Here is a 17,243-nt window from a genome sequence, read left to right as displayed (position 1 = left end):
GGCTTTCGCCGTCGCCCGTTCTATCGAAACGATCCGGTTCAGAGCAGGCTGTCGATGAGCTTCGACAAAGTGTCAACCGGCATGTCTCCAGAGTAGCGCTTGCCATTGATCAGGAAAGTCGGGGTGGCGTTGACGCCAAAATCCTTGGAACCTCTTTCCCGCGTGGCGTTCACTTCATCCAGAAGCTTCTGGTTCGTCAAGCATTTCGTGAAGCTATCCTCAGTAAATCCGGCAAGCTTCGACATCTGCAGCAGTGCGGCGCGGCCATCATCGGCGGCGGCCCAGACCTGCTGCTGCTTGAACAGCATCGAAACCATCGGGAAATACTGTTCCGGCGTGCTCAATTGCTCCGGATTGGAGGCGCTGCAGCGGGCAAGCATGAAGGCGGCGGCAGCGCGCGGGTCGAAGGGGAATTCGCGGATGATGAACTGCACCTTGCCGCTGTCGACATATTTCTGCTTGATGGCGTCGAAGGTGGTGTTGTGGAAATGGGCGCAATGCGGGCAGGTCATCGACATATATTCGACGATCTTGACCGGGGCATCGGCCTTTCCGAGCGCCATCTCCGGCAGCGTGCCGGGCTTCAGCACTTCGGCCATGTCGACATCACCATCGGACTCCGGCATTTCGGTCGCCGCCGTGGCCGCCGTCTGGATGGTGTCGACATTGGTGCCGTCGGCCATGGTCTTGCCGGAAGACGAAGCATCGGCAGCGTCCTTGCTGTCGTTGCAGGCGACAAGCGCCACGGCAGCTGCGGCGATGGCGATACCGCTGAGCAGGCGGCGTTTCGTCAGTTGCATTTCGGACATCTGCATGGGTTCCCCATAACTAATGAGATTGACGGCGTGACTGTGCGATATAACGGCTGACGGCCGCCCACAAGCCACGGTTCACCAACTTCCTTCAAAGAATTGTGACCTTGATGGGACCGAAAGCGGACGTTGCGTTCCGAAATGAGCGATTCTCAGTTTTCACGGAAGGCCGAAGGCGTATTTCGGCCGGCATAGAACAGCCTCAACACCTGCACCCGATCCTTCACGACCCGGTAAGCGATCGTCACACGCCGCTCGAAAACCAGAATTCGAACACCCTGGGCAAAATCCTCGCGCGGCGCTCCCCTTTCCGGCATGTCTTCCAGACCATGACAGACCTGCCTCAGCCGGCGGATGAAGTCCATCGCCGCCATAGAATTCTCCGCAGCTATGAATGCGTAGATATCGAGCAGATCCTTCTCCGCTCTAGGACCAAATACGACCTTAAGCGCGACCATCCTCAGCCTTCATCCGCTCGGCATGCAGATGTTCGAGCCGCTCGAAGACCGTATCGGCATCGATATCCGAACCCGGATCATCGATCGCCTCGCGGATTTTCAGACGCATGATTTCGTCGATCGCATTCTCTTCCCGGTCGAGCGCGCGCAACGCGGCGCGAATGACCTCGCTCGCCGAACTATAAGCGCCCGATTGCAGCCGTCCTTCCAGGCTTTTCTGCTGACTGCCGAGCGTAACCGTAATGGGTTTGCTGCTGCGCATTCCTGTTCACTCCTATCAAGTGATTACAGTGTAATACACCCGTGACAGAGTTCAAGTCAGACTTCACGCCCAAGCTTTTCAGGCTGGCGTTCGGCTGCTCGAGATGAAACTCAATCTTCCGCGCTATAACGCGCCATCAATTCGCCCAGTGGCACCGTATCGCTCTCGCTCCGACGAAGCTCTTCGAGGCGCTTTTCGGCAAGATAGATATCTTCGAGGTCGTCGAGCTGCTTGATCATGGCTTGCCGCGCATAGAAGCACTTGCTGCGGCCGGTACGCTTGGAAAGCTCAATCAGCCGTGCTTCGATATCAGGGGGCAATTGCAAGACCAGCATGATTTTTCTCCCGTCTGCTGTACAAGCATAGCAGACGACTATTCAGAGGGGTATTTTGAATGCATTTTTTGACGAAGACTTTTCTCTATTGCGCGCTTATTGCCTCGGTCGCATTGGCCATGAAGGTCACAAGCGCTGCCGCCTCTGAAGACGGCGGGAATATTGTTTTCAATCAGATGCTTAGATGTCTAAAGCTGCCTGCGGACGCGCCGAGTGCTTATAACTTCCTGATTGTGGCGGTCATCAAAGACGGATCTGCCGACTTTTTATCCGTCAACTTCCGCACACCGCCATCCGAATGGGAAAAAACGGCAGCCCCATTGATCGCTGACGCAATCACACAATGTGAGCCTTACAATTCGATTTCGGGCAGAACGGAATTCGCTGTCACCCGTGAGCTTGTTGAAGCGGGATCAAAAAACTAGGCACACGGAGATGGTGGTGCCATGGCACCCCAACGCGTTGCCGATCAAGTTAGGCCTTTTGCTCATCAGCGTTGTTTCCCCTGCTTCCCCATCACCGCCGTCCCCAAGCGCTGGATCGCGTGGCGCAGCTTGTCTCCCTCTATCCCCTCCATCATGCCTTCGAGCTTGCGGGCGGCCTCGCCCTTCAGCGGCGGCGGGGTGCGGGAGCGGCGGGGGGCTTGGGAGACCGGCTTCTGGACGATGCGGATTTGGTGGACGGCGGCGAAGCCGAAGAAGCTGTTGATGCGCTGGATGAGTTCGCCCTGGGCATGGGTGAGGAACAGCGCACGGGCGCCTTCGCAGGCGATGGTCAGCACACCGGGGCGGAAGCCGCCGGCCTCGTTGCCGCCGCGGGCCCAGGCGATCTTTTCCGGCCGGGTGCAATCGGCGAAATCCTCGCCGGCGATTTCGCTCCACGAGCCGAGCAGCGCCGTGTTGATGCCGGCGCGGCGCGCAAGCACGGGATCGATCAGCCCGTTCGCCAGCTCGGAAATCTGCTTTGCACCTTTGCGTGGATAACTCATCGAAAACCTTGGGGGCGCCGGACAATCGCACAGGAATTGACGGGACCGACTTGATCGCGCGGCATTGCTTCGCCAAGTATAGGCACTTCCCCGCATCGCGGCAAATCATGACGCTCATCACACTCGACACGCCATCCGCCAAGCCCCTGCTCGACTGGTACGACCGCCACCACCGCGACCTGCCCTGGCGCATCTCGCCCGGCATGGCGGCGCGCGGCGTCAAACCCGATCCCTATCACGTCTGGCTTTCCGAAGTGATGCTGCAGCAGACGACGGTGCAGGCGGTCAAACCCTATTTCGAGAAGTTTCTGCAGCGCTGGCCTGAGGTGACCGATCTTGCCGCAGCCGAGACCGAGGCTGTGATGGCCGCCTGGGCGGGGCTCGGCTATTATGCGCGGGCCCGCAACCTGAAGAAATGCGCCGAGGCGGTGGCGACAGAGCATGGCGGCGTCTTTCCCGACACCGAAGAAGGCCTCAGATCCCTGCCCGGCATCGGCGACTATACGGCCGCCGCCGTCGCAGCCATCGCCTTTGACCGGCAAGCGGCTGTGATGGACGGCAATGTCGAGCGGGTGATCTCCAGGCTCTATGCGATCACGACGCCGCTGCCGGCTGCCAAACCGCTGATGAAGGAGAAGGTGGCGCTGCTGACGCCGGCGGCCCGGCCCGGCGATTTCGCCCAGGCGATGATGGATCTGGGTGCGACGATCTGCACGCCGAAGCGGCCGGCCTGTTCGCTCTGTCCGTTCCGCGGATCGTGTGAGGCGCTGAAGCTTTCCGATCCCGAGCTCTTTCCGGTCAAGGCGGCGAAGAAGGAGAAGCCGGTGCGCTACGGCGCGGCCTTCATCGCGGTGACCGGTGATGGCGAGATCCTGCTGCGGCGGCGCGCAGAAAGCGGCCTGCTCGGCGGCATGACCGAAGTGCCGACGACGGCGTGGACGGCGCGTATCGACGGCGAGACCTCGGCTGCGGCGGCACCCTTCGAGGCGGCCTGGCAGTCCGCTGGCACCGTCATCCATGTCTTCACCCATTTCGAGCTCCGGCTTTCGATCTGGCGCGCGGCGATCGCCGCGAAAATCGGCGCTGACGGATGGTGGGAGCCGGTTACAAATCTTGAAGCCCAGGCCTTGCCGACCGTCATGAAAAAAGCGATCGCAGCGGCTATTCCTCTCGCGTTCAAAACATCCAAGGGATGACCATGACCACCGGCATAAAACATATCGTTTTCGACATCGGCAAAGTCCTTATTCATTACGATCCGCATCTTCCCTTCAGCCGCCTCATCCCCGATGAGACCGAGCGCAACTGGTTTTTCGCCAATATCTGCACCCATGACTGGAACATCGAGCAGGACCGCGGCCGCAGCTGGGCGGAGGCCGAAGCGCTGTTGATCGAACAGCACCCCGCCCGCGAAGAGCATATCCGCGCCTTCCGTAAATACTGGCATGAGATGGTGCCGCACGCCTATGAGGATAGCGTTGCGATCATGGAAGGGCTGATCGCCGAGGGCCGCGACGTGACGATGCTGACCAACTTCGCCTCCGACACCTTCCGCGAGGCGCAGGCGCGCTTCCCCTTCCTGACCAAACCACGCGGCGTCACAGTTTCCGGCGATGTCGGACTGATCAAGCCGGATATCGCCATCTACGAGACGCACACGAAAAGTTTCGGCCTTGATCCCAAGGCGACGATCTTCATCGACGACGCGCCGGTCAATGTCGAAGGCGCCAAGGCCTATGGCTGGAATGCGGTGCTGTTTTCGGGCGCGGATAAGCTGCGCAGCGATCTTGCCGGTTACGGATTGAAGGTCTGAGACCCATGGCATTCGACCCCGCAGAAGAAATCGAACGTTTTCACGCCGCCATCAACGCCCTCGATTTTCCCGCGATCGAGAGCTATTTCGCCGAGAATGCCACCTATGTCTCGAACGGCGTCGGCAGTCTTGCCGGACGGACTGAGATCATGGCTGCCTTCCGGCGTTACTTCGACGACTATCCCGACCAGACGGCGGAAAATTCACTGGTGGAAACGTTGACGCCGCTCTCCGGCCGCGCGGTCTGGTCGCTTCGCGCCACCCACAGCCAGACCGGCAAGCCGCTGGTCCGCCAGGGCGAGGAGACGATCAGCTTCAACGAAGAAGGCCGCATCACGCGGGTCGAGGTCACCGATTACAAGAATTTCTGAAGCAGCACCTCAGAAATAGAGGACGCCCGGGATTCGACCCCGGGCGTCTTGGTCTTCTTCCGCAACTGGAGGAAACCGGAAGAAGGTATTTCGATCCGCCGAAGGTGGTGCTCACTCCACCTTTGCCAGATCACTGCGGATGACGGACCTGAGATCGTCGATCGGGCGCAGGGACTGCCCGTCTTCGAAATGCCAGAAGGTCCATCCGTTGCATGCATCGAGACCCTGCACCTTGGCGCCGAGACGATGAATAGAGCCGGCCTCGCCGCCGGAAGCGACGGTGCCGTCGGCGCGCACGATGGCGCTGTAGCGGCGCCTGGCGTCGGTCAGCACCTGGCCGGGCTTGATCAGGCCGCTTTCGACAAGCACGTTGAAGGCGACACGGACTTCGGCCTTCTTGCCGGTCATAACAGTCAGTTCCGCCTTGCCGAGCGGCTCGACGGCGGCGATGCGGGCCGAGGCCGCATCGATATAATCCTGTTCGCGCTCGATGCCGACGAAGTGGCGGCCGAGGCGCTTGGCGACGGCACCCGTCGTTCCCGACCCGAAGAAGGGATCGAGGACGATATCGCCAGGCTTGGTCGAGGCCATGATGACGCGGGCCAGCAGCGCTTCCGGCTTCTGGGTCGGATGGACCTTCTTGCCGTCCTCGCCCTTCAGCCGCTCATTGCCGTTGCAGATCGGGAACAGCCAGTCCGAGCGCATCTGCACGTCGTCATTGGCCGCCTTCATCGCATCGTAATTGAAGGTATAGCCCTTGGCCTTGGCATTCGGGCTTGCCCAGATCATCGTCTCATGGGCGTTCTGGAAACGGCGGCCCTTGAAATTCGGCATCGGATTGGTCTTGCGCCAGATGATGTCGTTCAAGATCCAGAAGTTCAGATCCTGCAGCGTGGCGCCGACGCGGAAGATATTGTGGTAGGAGCCGATCACCCAGATCGAGCCCGTCGGTTTCAGCACCCGCCGGCAGGCGAGCAGCCAGGCGCGGGTGAAGGCGTCATAGGCTTCGAAGGAGGCGAACTGATCCCATTCGTCGTCGACGGCATCGACCAGCGACTGGTCGGGACGATGCAGCGTTCCGCCGAGCTGGAGATTATACGGCGGATCGGCAAAGATGATATCGACGGAGTGGTTGGGCAAAGCTTCAAGGGCGCTGACGCAATCACCCTTGATGATCGTGTCAACCCAGGAGCCCGGCCTGGAACCCTGCCGGGAATCCGACTTGACGGAAGCCTTGAGGTCGGCAAGCGGAAAAACTGATGCCATTCTGATACTCACTCATACGCTCTACGCTTAACTGTCCGTTATGGTTACGCAACTTAGTTACCAAAGCCTGAAGCACTGGCCGATTTCGGGAATTAATTCCGCCGGCCGGCTGCCGCCGGCGATCAGGCGGCGTCGTGAACCCTACGGCTGTCATCCGGCGCCTCGTCGCGTTCGAACATGCCGTAATCGCGGACGACACTGGCGATGCGCAGGCGATAATCGGCGAAGATGCCGCCGCGTCCGGCCTGCTGGGCGGCCCGGTGCGCTTCGAGATTGCGCCATTCCTTGACGGCCGCCTCGTCGCGGAAGAAGGACAGCGACAGCAGCTTGCCGCGGTTCGTCAGGCTTTCGAACCGCTCGATCGAGATGAAGCCGTCGATCTTTTCGAGCTCAGTTCGCAGCTCGCCGGCGAGATCGAGATATTTGTGGCGTTCGCCCATATAGGGCACGACTTCGAAGATGACGGCGATCATGGCAGCACCAGCTTGGCGTGAGGGGCGGAGACATTTTTGAGGAAGATGCGATCCTCCTTGAGGATGAAGCCTTCGCGTCTGGCAAATTCGTAGTTCTCGCGGCCGAGCGGGTCGGCTGCCAGCCTGGCGCGATAGGCTTCGTAGGCGGCGAGGCTTTCGATATTGTAGACGCCGTAAGCCGTCGTTGCCGATCCCTCGTGCGGGCCGTAGTAGCCGATCAGGTCGGCGCCGTTCTTCGGAATCGCCTGGCCCCAGTTGCGGGCATATTCGGCAAACGCCTCCTTCTTGAAGGGGTCGATCTGATAGCGGATGAAGCAGGTGATCATGTCGTTTCTCCTTTGGCTGCCCACCCGTTTTCGCACATTGCCTGACGGCGATGCTTCGGTTACGATCGAAGTATGAAGGAAGGTCCTGACATTGCCCAGATCGGCGCGCTGATCGGCGATCCCGCCCGCGCCAACATGCTGGCAGCACTCACCGGCGGCCGGGCGCTGACGGCGACCGAGCTTGCCGGCGTCGGCGGCATCACCGTGCAGACGGCGAGCACGCATCTCGCCAAGCTCGAAGCCGGTGGTCTGCTAACCCAGCGCAAGCAGGGGCGCCATCGTTATTTCACCCTGGCCGACGAGGCCGTCGCCCGGCTGATCGAAAGCATGATGGGCTTTGCCGCCGGACGCGGCCATCTGCGCCACCAACCGGGGCCGAAGGAGCCGGCGCTGCGCAAGGCGCGCATCTGCTACGATCACCTGGCCGGCGATTACGGCGTGCGCATGCTCGACAGCCTGATTGCCTCAGGCGCGATCGACGCGGTCGGCGAAGGCCTAGCGCTGACGGAAAAGGGCGAAAGCGACCTCAAATGCATCGGCATCGATGTCGGCGGCCTCAGAACCTCGCGCCGCCCGCTCTGCCGCTCCTGCCTCGATTGGAGCGAAAGACGCGCCCACCTCGCCGGCAGCCTCGGCAAGGCCCTGCTCTCCAATTTCCTTGACAAGGGCTGGGCGCGGCGGACCACCGAGAGCCGCTCGATCATGTTTTCTCCGGAAGGCGACCGGCAGTTTTTAGGGCTTTTCCCGGTCGATGGGTAGAGCAAATCCAGCGCAAGGATGGAGTCGCTTTTATCAGGCCTCGGCCGATCAGATAGAGGAGGCTGCGAGATCATTTTCGCTTGAGGCAACGCTTCTGCAACACAGATCAAAGGTCTGCATCCTGCCCGCCGGACAGAACGATTACATTCCTTCCTGACTGATTTTTTGCCATTCGTGCGAGCGTTGGCAAAAATTGTTCTTCTGTGAACGCAATGTCCATCGTGGCGCGAGGTGACCGCCATTTGGTTGGCTTTACAAACTCTCCAAAATCATGACGCACTATTTTATCCGGCTGCCCAATATCGCACCACTCCCGGACCCACCAAACCCAAAAGTCCGCCGCTTGCAAGGGTGGAACATGCTTGTCGTTTTCGAATACTGGAATTGCTGCGTAACGATCTCGAATATCGTTCGGTCGATGAACGATGTATTCCGCCCACATCCGCTCGACGGATTTTCTGTCTGACGTCTCGTCCATATGAAATTGAACTACTTCATTCTGCGGAATGATTCGATCGAGCTGCGGCCGTTCTAAATGGAACTTGTCCATAAGACACCGTAAGGCGATCCAGTAGTAATTTTGCCGGTCCCATTCTATCGCAGCTCCTGGAATGTAAATTCGATTCCGCGCGCGGTTGAATTCTGACCTGTTGAAGCGAGCGGATACAAAGACAGGTACGTGCTTGTTTATGACCGAATAGAAGAAGCCGACCTCTTCGAAGCGGTGCACCATCTCGGCCATGTGAAAATACCGATGGCCGTGGGCATCAACGCGGCCAAATCGCTCTGTAAACAAGCACCATTCGGCGGAGAAAGTGGCCCAATCCTGATCTGTCGCGATGCAGCCGCCGATCACGTAAGCATCACCATCAGGTGTGTAGCTTTCGTCGATGTAAGCATGCCAACCCAAGACGCGCTCCTTCCCTCCTCCTATGCTCCATCACTTTTGGTTATACCCTTTACGAGTAACATCCAACCAGAGTGCAGCGGGTGATGCAGACAGACTTCTTGTTCCAACCGTCCGAGGACTCAGGCGGTCCATCAACTCCCTGATTGCTGCCGTCCTGCTGTTCTTTTAGCTGGTGCGACTCCTGTCTCGACTGGAGCGAAAGACGCGCCCACCTCGCCGGCAGCCTCGGCAAGGCCCTGCTCTCCAATTTCCTTGACAAGGGCTGGGCGCGGCGGACCACCGAGAGCCGCTCGATCATGTTTGCTCCGGAAGGCGACCGGCAGTTTTTGAAGCTTTTCCCGGTCGATGGGTAGGTTGCTCTTTGACGGCCACTCCGGAATACGACGTCTCTCCGGCCTCATCCTGAGGTGCCCACAGGGGCCTCGAAGGACGGGGCCGGCCACCGACGCTTCTTCACCCGGCGATATTGGCATGCTGGACGGGAACAGCCGGATGAAACCGCCGTTTGCATGAGCCAAACACCACAACCTGTTGTTTTTACGCGGCTTAGCGACGCCTCGCTGAGAAATCATTAAACATGTTTCGATACTCTCAGGTTCTACATTAACGTGAGAGCCCCGCTATGGCGTCGATCCAGCATAAGATTATCATTGCAAGCGTTGCGATTTTCGCCTTGGCGGGCGGCGCCACCGGCGTCGGCATCTGGTCTGCCTCCACCCTCTCGGCCAACAGCGCCGATGTCGCCCAGTCAGCGCAAATTCTGCGCAACCACATGCAGGCCGACATGATGCATGACGCACTGCGCTCCGACGTGCTGGCCTCGCTGCTGGCGTCCAACCCGGCAGCCGGCATCGACCCCGATGCGGTGAAGGCGGATCTGGCGGAGCACAAGACATCGTTCCGGGAGATGATCGACGCCAACCGGGCGCTGGCCACTGACGAAAAGACCAAAGCGATCCTTGCCGGTATCGAACCTCCCCTCATTGCCTATGTCGAAAGCGCCACCAAGATTATCGATCTTGCCGGCCGGGATCCGGCGTCGGCATTGAAGGCCTTGCCCGAATTCATGGCGCAGTTTTCTGCGCTGGAAACGGGAATGGAACAGACCGGCGACCAGATCACTGCGACATCCGACGAGATTTCCAAGCGCAGCGCTGAGGTAAAGGCCTTGGTGGGCATGGCGCTGAAAGCAATTCTGGCCTTGGCTGCAATCTTCGCCATTGGCCTTTATTTCCTGACCCGCAAGAGCGTCACCAAACCCATCCTCGCCCTTTCCAACGATATGCAAAGGCTTGCCGGCGGCGACACGGCCATATCAAGCACCGCGATCGGCCGCACCGACGAAATCGGCGTAATGGCATCGGCTGTCGAAGTCTTCCGCCAGGCGGCGATTGCCAACAAGCAACTCGAACAAGACGCCGAGGCAGCGCGCCTGCAGGGCGAAGCCGAGCGTGTCACGGCCCGCAAACAGGCTGACGAGGATGCCGCCGAACGGCTGCGGGCAGCGACCTCAGGTCTTGCCGCCGGCTTGAAGCGGCTGGCGTCGGGCGATCTCGCCTTCCAGATCGAAGAGCCGTTCGCCCCCGATTTCGAGAGCCTGCGGCATGATTTCAACATGTCGATCCGCCAGCTTGACCAGACGCTGGGCGCGATCGCGGCTGCCATTACGGCGATCGATGAAGGCACCAGGGAAATCGCCTCGGGGGCCGGCGATCTGTCGAAACGCACCGAACAGCAGGCAGCCTCGCTCGAAGAAACTGCCGCAGCGCTCGATCAGATTACCGCCAATGTCTCGAACTCGAGCAAGCGCACCGACGAGGCGCGCGCGGAAGCCACTGATGCAAACCGCAATGCCGCCAAGTCTTCGGAGGTCGTGTCGCATGCCGAAGAGGCCATGCGCCGCATCGAGGCGTCGTCGCAGCAGATCTCCAGCATTATCGGCGTGATCGACGAGATCGCCTTCCAGACCAATCTGCTGGCGCTCAATGCCGGCGTCGAAGCGGCGCGCGCCGGCGAGGCCGGCAAGGGCTTTGCGGTGGTGGCCCAGGAAGTCCGCGAGCTCGCCCAGCGATCGGCGAAGGCGGCGAAGGAAATCAAGGGCCACATTGAGAAATCGTCGGAGGAAGTGGAAAGCGGCGTCAAGCTGGTTCTCGACACCAGCCAGGTTCTGAGCGCAATCAGCGAACAGATTGCCCGCATCAACCAGCACATGGATGCCATCGCCGTCTCGGCACGGGAGCAGTCGACCGGCCTTGCCGAGGTCAATACCGCCGTCAATTCCATGGATCAGGTGACCCAGCAGAACGCCGCGATGGTCGAGCAATCGACTGCTGCATCCAGTCAGCTGGCGCAGGAAGCCGCCAAGCTGCGTGAACTCGTTTCCCGGTTCAAGCTTCGTGCGACGGCTTCAACGCAATCCGTAGCCGGCCGGCGGAGCGCACAGTGGGCGGCCTAACGGCTTCGTTGCAAACCCACCGTGCCCTGAAGACGATCGGTCACTCATTCCAGTGAAACTGGGGCGAAGCGCTTGTTTTGGCTGGGCGCTCACTCAGCTCATCGCGTGGAACGTCTCGAACATCAGCGCCCTCAGCCAGCGATGCGCGAGATCTGTATCCATGCGGGGGTGCCAGGCCTGGACGATGTTGAAACCCGGCACGGCGATCGGCAGGTCAAAGGTCCTGATCTCCCTTGTCGCGGCGGATTTGCAATAGGATTTTGGAATCGTGCCGATCAGATCGGAGGCCGCCGCAACGGCGATCACCGCCGGAAAGCTCGGCACGATCAGCCTGACATCCCGGTCGTGGCCGAGTTCGGCGAGCGCCCTGTCGATCGGACCGGCGAAATCCGCCTGCGTCGAAAACAGCACGTGGCCCCAGGCGGTATAGTGCTCGACCGTTATCCGATCTGCATCGAAGATCGGATGCCCTGCCCTGGCGACACCGACGAACCGATCCTCGAAAAGCGTCTGGCAACGCAGCTCGCCGCTGTCGCGCGGCAGGACGCCGATATCGAGATCGATCGCCGCGTCCCGCAAAGCCTGAACGTCCTTGTCCGCTCTTGGCGCAAAACGAAGCCTTATTCCCGGCGCAGCCTTGGTCACGGCGGCGCTGAGGTCGGCGGCGTAGAGAAGCACGAACGCCTCGTTGGCGCGGATCGTGAAGTCGCGCCGCACCTCCCGGATTTCCACGGTCGATGGCGGGCTCAGCACCGTTTTCACAGCGTCTTTCAACACATGCACATCTTCGGCAATCGCCAGGGCATGGGGCGTCGCGACCATGCCGCGCCCGGCCGGCACGAGGATCGGATCCCCGAGCGCCGTCCTCAAGCGGGACAGCGTCCGGCTCATGGCCGATGTGCTGAGGCCAAGACGGCGAGCGGCAGCCGATACGCTCTGCTCGCGCAGCAATGCGTCCAGCGCCACCAGGAGATTGAAATCGAGATCGGACATGGCGCAAGTCTAATCAGGCATGGCGCCAGACGCAACGGTCTATTGATTTCGTTGCGTCTGGCGCATGATTTCGGCGAGGGGTAATGAGTGGGCCATCGCACAAGCACCGAGGAGTTCCCATGTCCCTCACCTACACCGCACCGATCGCTCAAGACGGCCTGGCGTCGCCTCGACGCTATCTGGCCGTTGCCCTCTTGCTTCTGGCCGTTGTTCTCGTCGTTCTCGACGGCGCAATCGCCAACGTCGCCTTGCCCTCGATCGCGCTTTCGCTGCACGCGCAAGCGGATAATACCGTCTGGGTCGTCTCGGCCTATCAGCTGGCCGTGCTCGTCGCCATTCTTCCCTGTGGGGCGCTCGGTGAAATCTACGGCGCGCGGCGGGTCTTCCTGATCGGCGTCGCGCTGTTCACCGCAGCTTCCGCGGCCTGCGCTCTGGCGGGTGACCTGCCCTTGCTGATCCTGGCCCGTTTCGCCCAGGGCCTCGGCGCCGGCGCGATCATGGCGCTGGCAATGATGAACCTGCGCCAGGCCTTGCCGCAGCACATGCTGGGTCCGATCATCGGCATCAACGCCATGATCATCGCCATTTCTTCGGCTGCCGGCCCGGGCATTGCCGGCGCCATCCTTTCCGTCACCAGCTGGCCCTGGCTGTTTGCGGTCAATATACCGCTTGGCATCATCGTTCTCTTCGGCGGCGGCCTGCTGGGGCACGTCGAGGGCGCGAAGCGAAAGCTGAATGCGAAGGCGCTGCTGGCCAATACGGCGATGTTCATCCTGTTCTTCTCAGGCGCCGACCGGATAGCGACCGCGCCGGTCAGCGGTACGGCGCTCATCGCGGCATCGCTCGCCTGCCTTTTCGGCCTGCTGCGCCTCGAACGGAAGAGTGACGTCCCGCTTGTCCCGACGGACCTCCTGGCGACGCCGGCATTTCGCGTGGCGGTGATCGCATCGATCTCCTGCTTCTGCGGCCAGATGCTGAGCACCATCGCACTCCCCTTCTACCTGCAACATACCCTGCACATGACGCCGGTTCTGGCCGGGCTCTATATGATGGCCTGGCCGGCTGCGACCGCGATCATTGCGCCGGTCTCGGGACGTCTGGCAAACCGCGTCAAGACGGCATGGCTTTGCGCCATCGGCGGAGCGCTGATGGCGGTTGGCCTTCTGGTGGCCGGCCTCACCCCGCCCGATCCGAGCGGTATTCCATTTCTCGTCGGCACGGTGATCGCCGGCCTCGGTTTCGGGCTGTTCCAGACGCCGAACAACCGCATTCTCCTGCTCTCGGCACCGAAAGCCCGAAGCGGTGCGGCGGGCGCCATGCAAGGCACCGCGCGGCTGCTCGGCCAGACGCTCGGTGGGATCTCGATGTCGATCATTTTCGCAACGTTGCCATTGTCGACAGCACTCAACTTTGCAGTCGTCATATCAGGCGGCTGCGCTGCCATGGCAAGCATGGTCAGCCTGAGCCGGGCGCGCTACGAGGTGGCGGGGCCGCCCGGAGCGACCTGAACGAGCGTCGTCGCCACCCGGGTGAAGCCGGGGGACCCGGAGCCGGCCGCTTGCCGCATCGCAGCCATGCTTGGGATCAGGTTGAGCTTTGGCCGGGCATCGTGTAAAGCCGCAGCATTCCCGGACAAGACCCAGGCTTTCGGCCCAGATTTCAGCAAGGCGTGAACATATGGACGGCTTCGACCTCATCATCTTCGACTGCGACGGCGTTCTGGTCGATTCGGAAATCATCGCCGCGGAAGTCGAATCCGCGCTGCTGACGGAGGCCGGATATCCGATCAGCGTCGAAGAAATGGGCGAACGCTTCGCCGGCATGACATGGCGCAACATCCTGTTGCAGATCGAGCGTGAGGCGAGCATCCCGCTTTCGGCCTCGCTGCTCGACAAGTCGGAGAAGATGCTCGACCTCAGGCTGGCCAACGACGTCCAGCCCATTGCCGGCGTCGAATTCGCCGTCTCCAGGCTGCCGATGAAGCGCTGTATTTGCTCGAATTCGAGCAGCAAGCGGCTCGACATGATGCTGAGCAAGGTGGGGCTGAAGCCGCTGTTTGCGCCGAACATTTTCTCCGCCAAGGATCTCGGCCCCGACCGCGCCAAGCCGAAGCCCGATATCTTCCTGCACGGCGCAAGCCAGATGGGCGTGTCGCCCGATAGGGTTGTCGTGGTCGAGGATTCCGTGCACGGCGTGCATGCGGCTCGCGCCGCCGGCATGCGCGTCATCGGCTTCACCGGCGCCTCGCACAGCTATCCCGCCCATGCCGACAAATTGACCGATGCCGGCGCCGAAACGGCGATCTCCCGCATTAACGACCTGCCGGGCGTCGTCGCGGCATTGGCCGCCTGGGACAACGTTCTCTGAAGCGCCGCCAGCCCGCTCTGGTTTGAGCGTATGGCTGCCCGCACGCTAATCTAGAGCTCCTTGAGTGCCGTCGCGGTCTCGGAGAGGATTTCGTCGGACAGGCCCCCTTCGCCGATTGCTCGTGCCATGGCAAGGGCACCAACCAGTGCGCTGAGTACCAAGCAGGCGCGACGTCGATCACCAGCGGCGTCCGTACCCGGCGTCAACCCGGCCAGAAGCTCGAGATACTGCTCGACCTGGCGTCCGTAGGCCGAGCGGGTTCGATCATCCGCGCGCGAAATGTCCTCGGCCAACCCGGCCACTGCGCATCCGGCCTCAGGGCGGGCGCGGTGGGCTGGGCTGAGGTAGTCGTCGACGATCGCTTCGAGCGCCCGTCTGCCACCCTGACCGGACGCAGCCACTGTCCGGGCACTTCCCTGAGCCAAGGCGCGTTCCACCGCGGCGCCGACCAGTTCATCTCGGGACTCGAAATGACGGTAGAAGCCGCCGTGCGTCAGGCCGGCTTCCCGCATCAGCTCCGCTACTCCGACACCGTTTATACCACTGCCGCGCATTCGAGCCGCAGCGATGTCGACGATTCGATCGTGGCTTGCCGCCTTGTCAGCTTTCGAACTACCCATGAATGGACCTCCTGCCCCGATGCGACACCAGTTATATCCTAACGAGTTTGGTAACAATCCAGTCGAGGCGAACGAACCCCAAGGCTGCGGCCCACTCCAGGGGCCGCTGTTGGTATCATTGGGTTTCGGTGCTGAGATTGCCGAGGTGATAACTCATGCGCGCCTCGAAGTCAGAACCCACTTCATCGCGCTTTTGCGCTATCCGGGCTCCCCGCTCAGGGACCGTCGGCCAAGAGAACGAGTTGAGGAAAGCGTCCTGCGTCTCCATCAGGTCCTCAGCGGACGGCAGGGTTTTGCGGTTGATCAGCCGCTTGGCCTCGGCGAGCGCAGGCTTGTCGAACGACGCGATGCGCCGGGCGAGGTTGTCGACGTGGGCGTCGAGTTCATCATCGGGGAGTGCGCGGTTCACCCACCCGTAATGCGCTGCCGTTGCTGCGTCGAAATCGTCGCTGCCGAGGACGATTTCGAGCGCCCTGGCCCGTCCGACGAGGAGTGGCAGGCGCTCGGTCGCGCCACCGCCTGGGAACACGCCTGCCCCGACTTCGATCTGAGCGAAGATTGCTCGCTCCAGGCTGGCAAAACGCATGTCACATGCCAGAGCAATTTCAGAACCGCCGCCGCGCGTACGACCCCGAATCGACGCGATGGTTACGACCGGGGAGGTGGTCAACCGTGTCGTGGCATCGATGAACGTCGGCAGACCAGTCGGTCCCGGCGTCAGGGGAAAATCGGCGAACCGGGAGACGTCGAAGTGATTGACGAAGAAGTCCGGGTCAGCACTATCGAACACGACCACCCGCAAGGTGTCATCGGACTCGATGAGACCGACGATCTGCTGCAGCTCGATAAGGGTTTCTGGATCGCAAAAGTTCAGCGGCGGATTGTTGAAGGTCACCCGCCAGTATCCCGGCGCTGCCTCGGTGATCGTGAATTGGGTCAGTGGAGCATTCATAAGAAAGATACCTTCGTTCTAGGGCGCTGAGCACCGGAAGTGTCGGGTGCGCAGACCAACTGATTGACAACAAAGAGGATGACAATCATCATCCTCAACGTCAAGATGACAGTCATCATCCTCATTGTCAACGACGCGACCGCCGAGACCATCGGGCAACCGCTACAGGCGGCTGGGGAAGCGGAGCCGCTCAGAAAAATCGGCGTCTCGATGGCGTCGATCGAATCGTCGGCGGGGACATCGCCGCCGCCATGATCTGGTTACGCTGAATGTCGATCCCGACTAGCCCTCTCCCCGCAAACGGGGAGAGGGGGCGTGCCCTGTGAGAGCGAGAGGGGAACGGAGAGGGCGCGGCATGTCCCTTGGCTACGGGGAGAAGGTGGCGGCAGCCGGATAAGGGGCCGCTATCGGATGCAGTTTCCGGGACAGCCCTAGCTGCTCTTCTTGGTCTTCGCCGGCTGGGTGTCGAAGCCGACATTGACGCGCACCAGGGCGCCGGCGCCGGCCGGCATCTTGATGCCGTCCTTGCGGAAGATCACCTGCGTGCCCGGCGCGCCTGCCGGGATCGCGGTCGCGAATTTGGTGACCTCGGAATAGAGCACGGTTTCGCCGTCGAGGATGGTGACGCGGATCGGCAGCGTCACCGGGCCTGGCGCACCGGCCGGGCCGGTGATCAGGCGCAGCTGGGCGACGACCGTCATCGTCAGGTTCGTGTCGTTCAGCGTGCACTGGCGGGTGTAATCGCCGAAGGAGGCCTGGAAGACGATCTGCTGCGGATCGTCCTTCTTGCCCTTGGCATAGGTACGGAAGATCGCATCCTGGTCACGCATGAAGATCTGCGGGCAGGCGCCCTGGACGACGGGGGCGACGGTGCCTTGCGCCGTCGTGGCGGTGCCGATCGACGGATTGTTCGAGGAGGGGTTGGCGGGTGCCAGCGGCATGATCTGGGCGGTGCCGTTCGGCTGGGCCGGCGATGCAGACGACTTGCTGTCGCCGCCTATGCCGAGCGAGTTACAACTAGCGAGCAGGGCAAGAGCAGATGCGGAGACGATGAGACGCGAGACCTTGCCGAGCACCATATTC

22 protein-coding genes and 1 pseudogene are annotated in these 17,243 nt (G+C 61.4%); 10 read left to right on the top strand and 13 right to left on the bottom strand.

All coding sequences use genetic code 11. From position 1 onward, the window contains the following. Positions 1-38: 38 nt before the first annotated feature. From QMO82_RS28170 to QMO82_RS28155, 4 genes are all read right to left on the bottom strand, one after another. Complete coding sequence (locus tag QMO82_RS28170; RefSeq protein WP_183605979.1) at positions 39-815, bottom strand: DsbA family protein; 777 nt, start codon at positions 813-815, stop codon at positions 39-41. A gap of 149 nt (positions 816-964) precedes the next feature. Next, positions 965-1,270 carry a type II toxin-antitoxin system RelE/ParE family toxin gene (locus tag QMO82_RS28165; protein ID WP_183605978.1) on the bottom strand — a complete coding sequence of 102 codons (306 nt, stop codon included), beginning with the start codon at positions 1,268-1,270 and terminating at the stop codon, positions 965-967. Beyond that, entirely contained in the window at positions 1,257-1,532 is a 276-nt protein-coding gene (locus tag QMO82_RS28160) for a type II toxin-antitoxin system ParD family antitoxin (RefSeq protein ID WP_183605977.1), read from the bottom strand. The genes QMO82_RS28165 and QMO82_RS28160 overlap by 14 nt, the downstream gene beginning before the upstream one ends. 110 nt (positions 1,533-1,642) lie before the next feature. Next, the gene (locus QMO82_RS28155) at positions 1,643-1,867 is read right to left on the bottom strand and encodes a TraY domain-containing protein (RefSeq protein WP_183605976.1); all 225 of its coding nucleotides are present in this window, start codon (positions 1,865-1,867) and stop codon (positions 1,643-1,645) included. 59 nt (positions 1,868-1,926) lie between these two features. On the opposite strand from QMO82_RS28155, the gene QMO82_RS28150 reads away from it, so the two are divergent. After that, positions 1,927-2,292 (top strand): hypothetical protein, encoded by a 366-nt coding sequence (locus QMO82_RS28150; RefSeq protein ID WP_183605975.1) that lies wholly within the window; start codon positions 1,927-1,929, stop codon positions 2,290-2,292. 65 nt (positions 2,293-2,357) lie between these two features. Here the strand turns inward: QMO82_RS28150 and QMO82_RS28145 are convergent, their stop codons facing one another. Next, positions 2,358-2,855, bottom strand: coding sequence for a DUF721 domain-containing protein (locus tag QMO82_RS28145; protein WP_183605974.1), 498 nt, complete (start codon positions 2,853-2,855; stop codon positions 2,358-2,360). A gap of 107 nt (positions 2,856-2,962) precedes the next feature. Here QMO82_RS28145 and mutY point away from each other — a divergent pair, with 107 nt between their 5' ends. From mutY to QMO82_RS28130, 3 genes are read left to right on the top strand one after another with little or no spacing between them, the layout of a single operon-like run. Then, positions 2,963-4,051, top strand: a complete 1,089-nt coding sequence (gene mutY, locus QMO82_RS28140; protein ID WP_183605973.1) for an A/G-specific adenine glycosylase — start codon at positions 2,963-2,965, stop codon at positions 4,049-4,051. 2 nt (positions 4,052-4,053) lie between these two features. Next, positions 4,054-4,668, top strand: a complete 615-nt coding sequence (locus QMO82_RS28135) for an HAD family phosphatase (RefSeq protein WP_183605972.1) — start codon at positions 4,054-4,056, stop codon at positions 4,666-4,668. A gap of 5 nt (positions 4,669-4,673) precedes the next feature. Then, complete coding sequence (locus QMO82_RS28130; RefSeq protein ID WP_183605971.1) at positions 4,674-5,039, top strand: nuclear transport factor 2 family protein; 366 nt, start codon at positions 4,674-4,676, stop codon at positions 5,037-5,039. Between the two features lie 111 nt (positions 5,040-5,150). Here QMO82_RS28130 and QMO82_RS28125 read toward each other — a convergent pair whose 3' ends face one another. The 3 genes from QMO82_RS28125 to QMO82_RS28115 all read right to left on the bottom strand — a co-directional run bounded on the left by QMO82_RS28125 (position 5,151) and on the right by QMO82_RS28115 (position 7,104). Then, positions 5,151-6,305 carry a site-specific DNA-methyltransferase gene (locus QMO82_RS28125; protein ID WP_183605970.1) on the bottom strand — a complete coding sequence of 385 codons (1,155 nt, stop codon included), beginning with the start codon at positions 6,303-6,305 and terminating at the stop codon, positions 5,151-5,153. 122 nt (positions 6,306-6,427) lie between these two features. Continuing rightward, the gene (locus QMO82_RS28120; RefSeq protein ID WP_183605969.1) at positions 6,428-6,778 is read right to left on the bottom strand and encodes an antibiotic biosynthesis monooxygenase; all 351 of its coding nucleotides are present in this window, start codon (positions 6,776-6,778) and stop codon (positions 6,428-6,430) included. Next, a complete protein-coding gene (locus tag QMO82_RS28115) occupies positions 6,775-7,104 on the bottom strand; it encodes an NIPSNAP family protein (RefSeq protein WP_017993201.1) in 330 nt (109 codons plus the stop codon). Before QMO82_RS28115 ends, QMO82_RS28120 begins: the two co-directional genes overlap by 4 nt. 72 nt (positions 7,105-7,176) lie before the next feature. Here QMO82_RS28115 and QMO82_RS28110 point away from each other — a divergent pair, with 72 nt between their 5' ends. Further along, on the top strand, positions 7,177-7,863 hold the full coding sequence (locus QMO82_RS28110) for a helix-turn-helix transcriptional regulator (protein ID WP_183605968.1): 687 nt from the start codon (positions 7,177-7,179) through the stop codon (positions 7,861-7,863). 106 nt (positions 7,864-7,969) lie between these two features. Here the strand turns inward: QMO82_RS28110 and QMO82_RS28105 are convergent, their stop codons facing one another. Then, positions 7,970-8,773, bottom strand: a complete 804-nt coding sequence (locus tag QMO82_RS28105) for a DUF3800 domain-containing protein (RefSeq protein ID WP_183605967.1) — start codon at positions 8,771-8,773, stop codon at positions 7,970-7,972. 179 nt (positions 8,774-8,952) lie between these two features. On the opposite strand from QMO82_RS28105, the pseudogene QMO82_RS28100 reads away from it, so the two are divergent. Together QMO82_RS28100 and QMO82_RS28095 are read left to right on the top strand one after the other, a co-directional pair. Further along, positions 8,953-9,126, top strand: a pseudogene (locus tag QMO82_RS28100) (transcriptional regulator); the annotation flags it as partial. A 269-nt stretch (positions 9,127-9,395) separates the two neighbouring features. Next, entirely contained in the window at positions 9,396-11,228 is a 1,833-nt protein-coding gene (locus QMO82_RS28095; RefSeq protein ID WP_183605966.1) for a methyl-accepting chemotaxis protein, read from the top strand. Between the two features lie 93 nt (positions 11,229-11,321). On the opposite strand, the gene QMO82_RS28090 is transcribed toward QMO82_RS28095, so the two are convergent. Beyond that, positions 11,322-12,221, bottom strand: coding sequence for a LysR family transcriptional regulator (locus QMO82_RS28090; RefSeq protein ID WP_183605965.1), 900 nt, complete (start codon positions 12,219-12,221; stop codon positions 11,322-11,324). Between the two features lie 119 nt (positions 12,222-12,340). Between QMO82_RS28090 and QMO82_RS28085 the strand changes: the two genes are divergently transcribed. Then, positions 12,341-13,729: an MFS transporter gene (locus QMO82_RS28085; protein WP_183605964.1), complete on the top strand. Its 1,389-nt coding sequence runs from the start codon at positions 12,341-12,343 to the stop codon at positions 13,727-13,729. A 169-nt stretch (positions 13,730-13,898) separates the two neighbouring features. After that, positions 13,899-14,588, top strand: a complete 690-nt coding sequence (locus QMO82_RS28080) for an HAD family hydrolase (protein ID WP_183605963.1) — start codon at positions 13,899-13,901, stop codon at positions 14,586-14,588. A 50-nt stretch (positions 14,589-14,638) separates the two neighbouring features. Here QMO82_RS28080 and QMO82_RS28075 read toward each other — a convergent pair whose 3' ends face one another. Together QMO82_RS28075 and QMO82_RS28070 are read right to left on the bottom strand one after the other, a co-directional pair. Beyond that, entirely contained in the window at positions 14,639-15,208 is a 570-nt protein-coding gene (locus tag QMO82_RS28075) for a TetR/AcrR family transcriptional regulator (protein WP_183605962.1), read from the bottom strand. A gap of 115 nt (positions 15,209-15,323) precedes the next feature. Continuing rightward, entirely contained in the window at positions 15,324-16,160 is an 837-nt protein-coding gene (locus tag QMO82_RS28070) for an enoyl-CoA hydratase/isomerase family protein (protein ID WP_183605961.1), read from the bottom strand. A gap of 78 nt (positions 16,161-16,238) precedes the next feature. On the opposite strand from QMO82_RS28070, the gene QMO82_RS28065 reads away from it, so the two are divergent. Beyond that, positions 16,239-16,415 carry a hypothetical protein gene (locus QMO82_RS28065; RefSeq protein ID WP_183605960.1) on the top strand — a complete coding sequence of 59 codons (177 nt, stop codon included), beginning with the start codon at positions 16,239-16,241 and terminating at the stop codon, positions 16,413-16,415. Positions 16,416-16,591: 176 nt separating this feature from the next. Here QMO82_RS28065 and QMO82_RS28060 read toward each other — a convergent pair whose 3' ends face one another. After that, the gene (locus QMO82_RS28060; RefSeq protein WP_183605959.1) at positions 16,592-17,239 is read right to left on the bottom strand and encodes a hypothetical protein; all 648 of its coding nucleotides are present in this window, start codon (positions 17,237-17,239) and stop codon (positions 16,592-16,594) included. Positions 17,240-17,243: the final 4 nt, after the last annotated feature.

This window comes from Rhizobium sp. BT04, from assembly GCF_030053135.1.
Classification (GTDB): domain Bacteria; phylum Pseudomonadota; class Alphaproteobacteria; order Rhizobiales; family Rhizobiaceae; genus Rhizobium; species Rhizobium binxianense.
This window is presented reverse-complemented; position numbering and strand designations above follow the sequence as displayed.

Bases quoted from the DNA above. Each gene is read 5' to 3' on its own strand.
- QMO82_RS28170 (WP_183605979.1), bottom strand. From the start codon at position 815: ATGCAGATGTCCGAAATGCAACTGACGAAACGCCGCCTGCTCAGCGGT.
- QMO82_RS28165 (WP_183605978.1), bottom strand. From the start codon at position 1,270: ATGGTCGCGCTTAAGGTCGTATTTGGTCCTAGAGCGGAGAAGGATCTG.
- QMO82_RS28160 (WP_183605977.1), bottom strand. From the start codon at position 1,532: ATGCGCAGCAGCAAACCCATTACGGTTACGCTCGGCAGTCAGCAGAAA.
- QMO82_RS28155 (WP_183605976.1), bottom strand. From the start codon at position 1,867: ATGCTGGTCTTGCAATTGCCCCCTGATATCGAAGCACGGCTGATTGAG.
- QMO82_RS28150 (WP_183605975.1), top strand. From the start codon at position 1,927: ATGCATTTTTTGACGAAGACTTTTCTCTATTGCGCGCTTATTGCCTCG.
- QMO82_RS28145 (WP_183605974.1), bottom strand. From the start codon at position 2,855: ATGAGTTATCCACGCAAAGGTGCAAAGCAGATTTCCGAGCTGGCGAAC.
- mutY (WP_183605973.1), top strand. From the start codon at position 2,963: ATGACGCTCATCACACTCGACACGCCATCCGCCAAGCCCCTGCTCGAC.
- QMO82_RS28135 (WP_183605972.1), top strand. From the start codon at position 4,054: ATGACCACCGGCATAAAACATATCGTTTTCGACATCGGCAAAGTCCTT.
- QMO82_RS28130 (WP_183605971.1), top strand. From the start codon at position 4,674: ATGGCATTCGACCCCGCAGAAGAAATCGAACGTTTTCACGCCGCCATC.
- QMO82_RS28125 (WP_183605970.1), bottom strand. From the start codon at position 6,305: ATGGCATCAGTTTTTCCGCTTGCCGACCTCAAGGCTTCCGTCAAGTCG.
- QMO82_RS28120 (WP_183605969.1), bottom strand. From the start codon at position 6,778: ATGATCGCCGTCATCTTCGAAGTCGTGCCCTATATGGGCGAACGCCAC.
- QMO82_RS28115 (WP_017993201.1), bottom strand. From the start codon at position 7,104: ATGATCACCTGCTTCATCCGCTATCAGATCGACCCCTTCAAGAAGGAG.
- QMO82_RS28110 (WP_183605968.1), top strand. From the start codon at position 7,177: ATGAAGGAAGGTCCTGACATTGCCCAGATCGGCGCGCTGATCGGCGAT.
- QMO82_RS28095 (WP_183605966.1), top strand. From the start codon at position 9,396: ATGGCGTCGATCCAGCATAAGATTATCATTGCAAGCGTTGCGATTTTC.
- QMO82_RS28090 (WP_183605965.1), bottom strand. From the start codon at position 12,221: ATGTCCGATCTCGATTTCAATCTCCTGGTGGCGCTGGACGCATTGCTG.
- QMO82_RS28085 (WP_183605964.1), top strand. From the start codon at position 12,341: ATGTCCCTCACCTACACCGCACCGATCGCTCAAGACGGCCTGGCGTCG.
- QMO82_RS28080 (WP_183605963.1), top strand. From the start codon at position 13,899: ATGGACGGCTTCGACCTCATCATCTTCGACTGCGACGGCGTTCTGGTC.
- QMO82_RS28075 (WP_183605962.1), bottom strand. From the start codon at position 15,208: ATGGGTAGTTCGAAAGCTGACAAGGCGGCAAGCCACGATCGAATCGTC.
- QMO82_RS28070 (WP_183605961.1), bottom strand. From the start codon at position 16,160: ATGAATGCTCCACTGACCCAATTCACGATCACCGAGGCAGCGCCGGGA.
- QMO82_RS28065 (WP_183605960.1), top strand. From the start codon at position 16,239: ATGACAATCATCATCCTCAACGTCAAGATGACAGTCATCATCCTCATT.
- QMO82_RS28060 (WP_183605959.1), bottom strand. From the start codon at position 17,239: ATGGTGCTCGGCAAGGTCTCGCGTCTCATCGTCTCCGCATCTGCTCTT.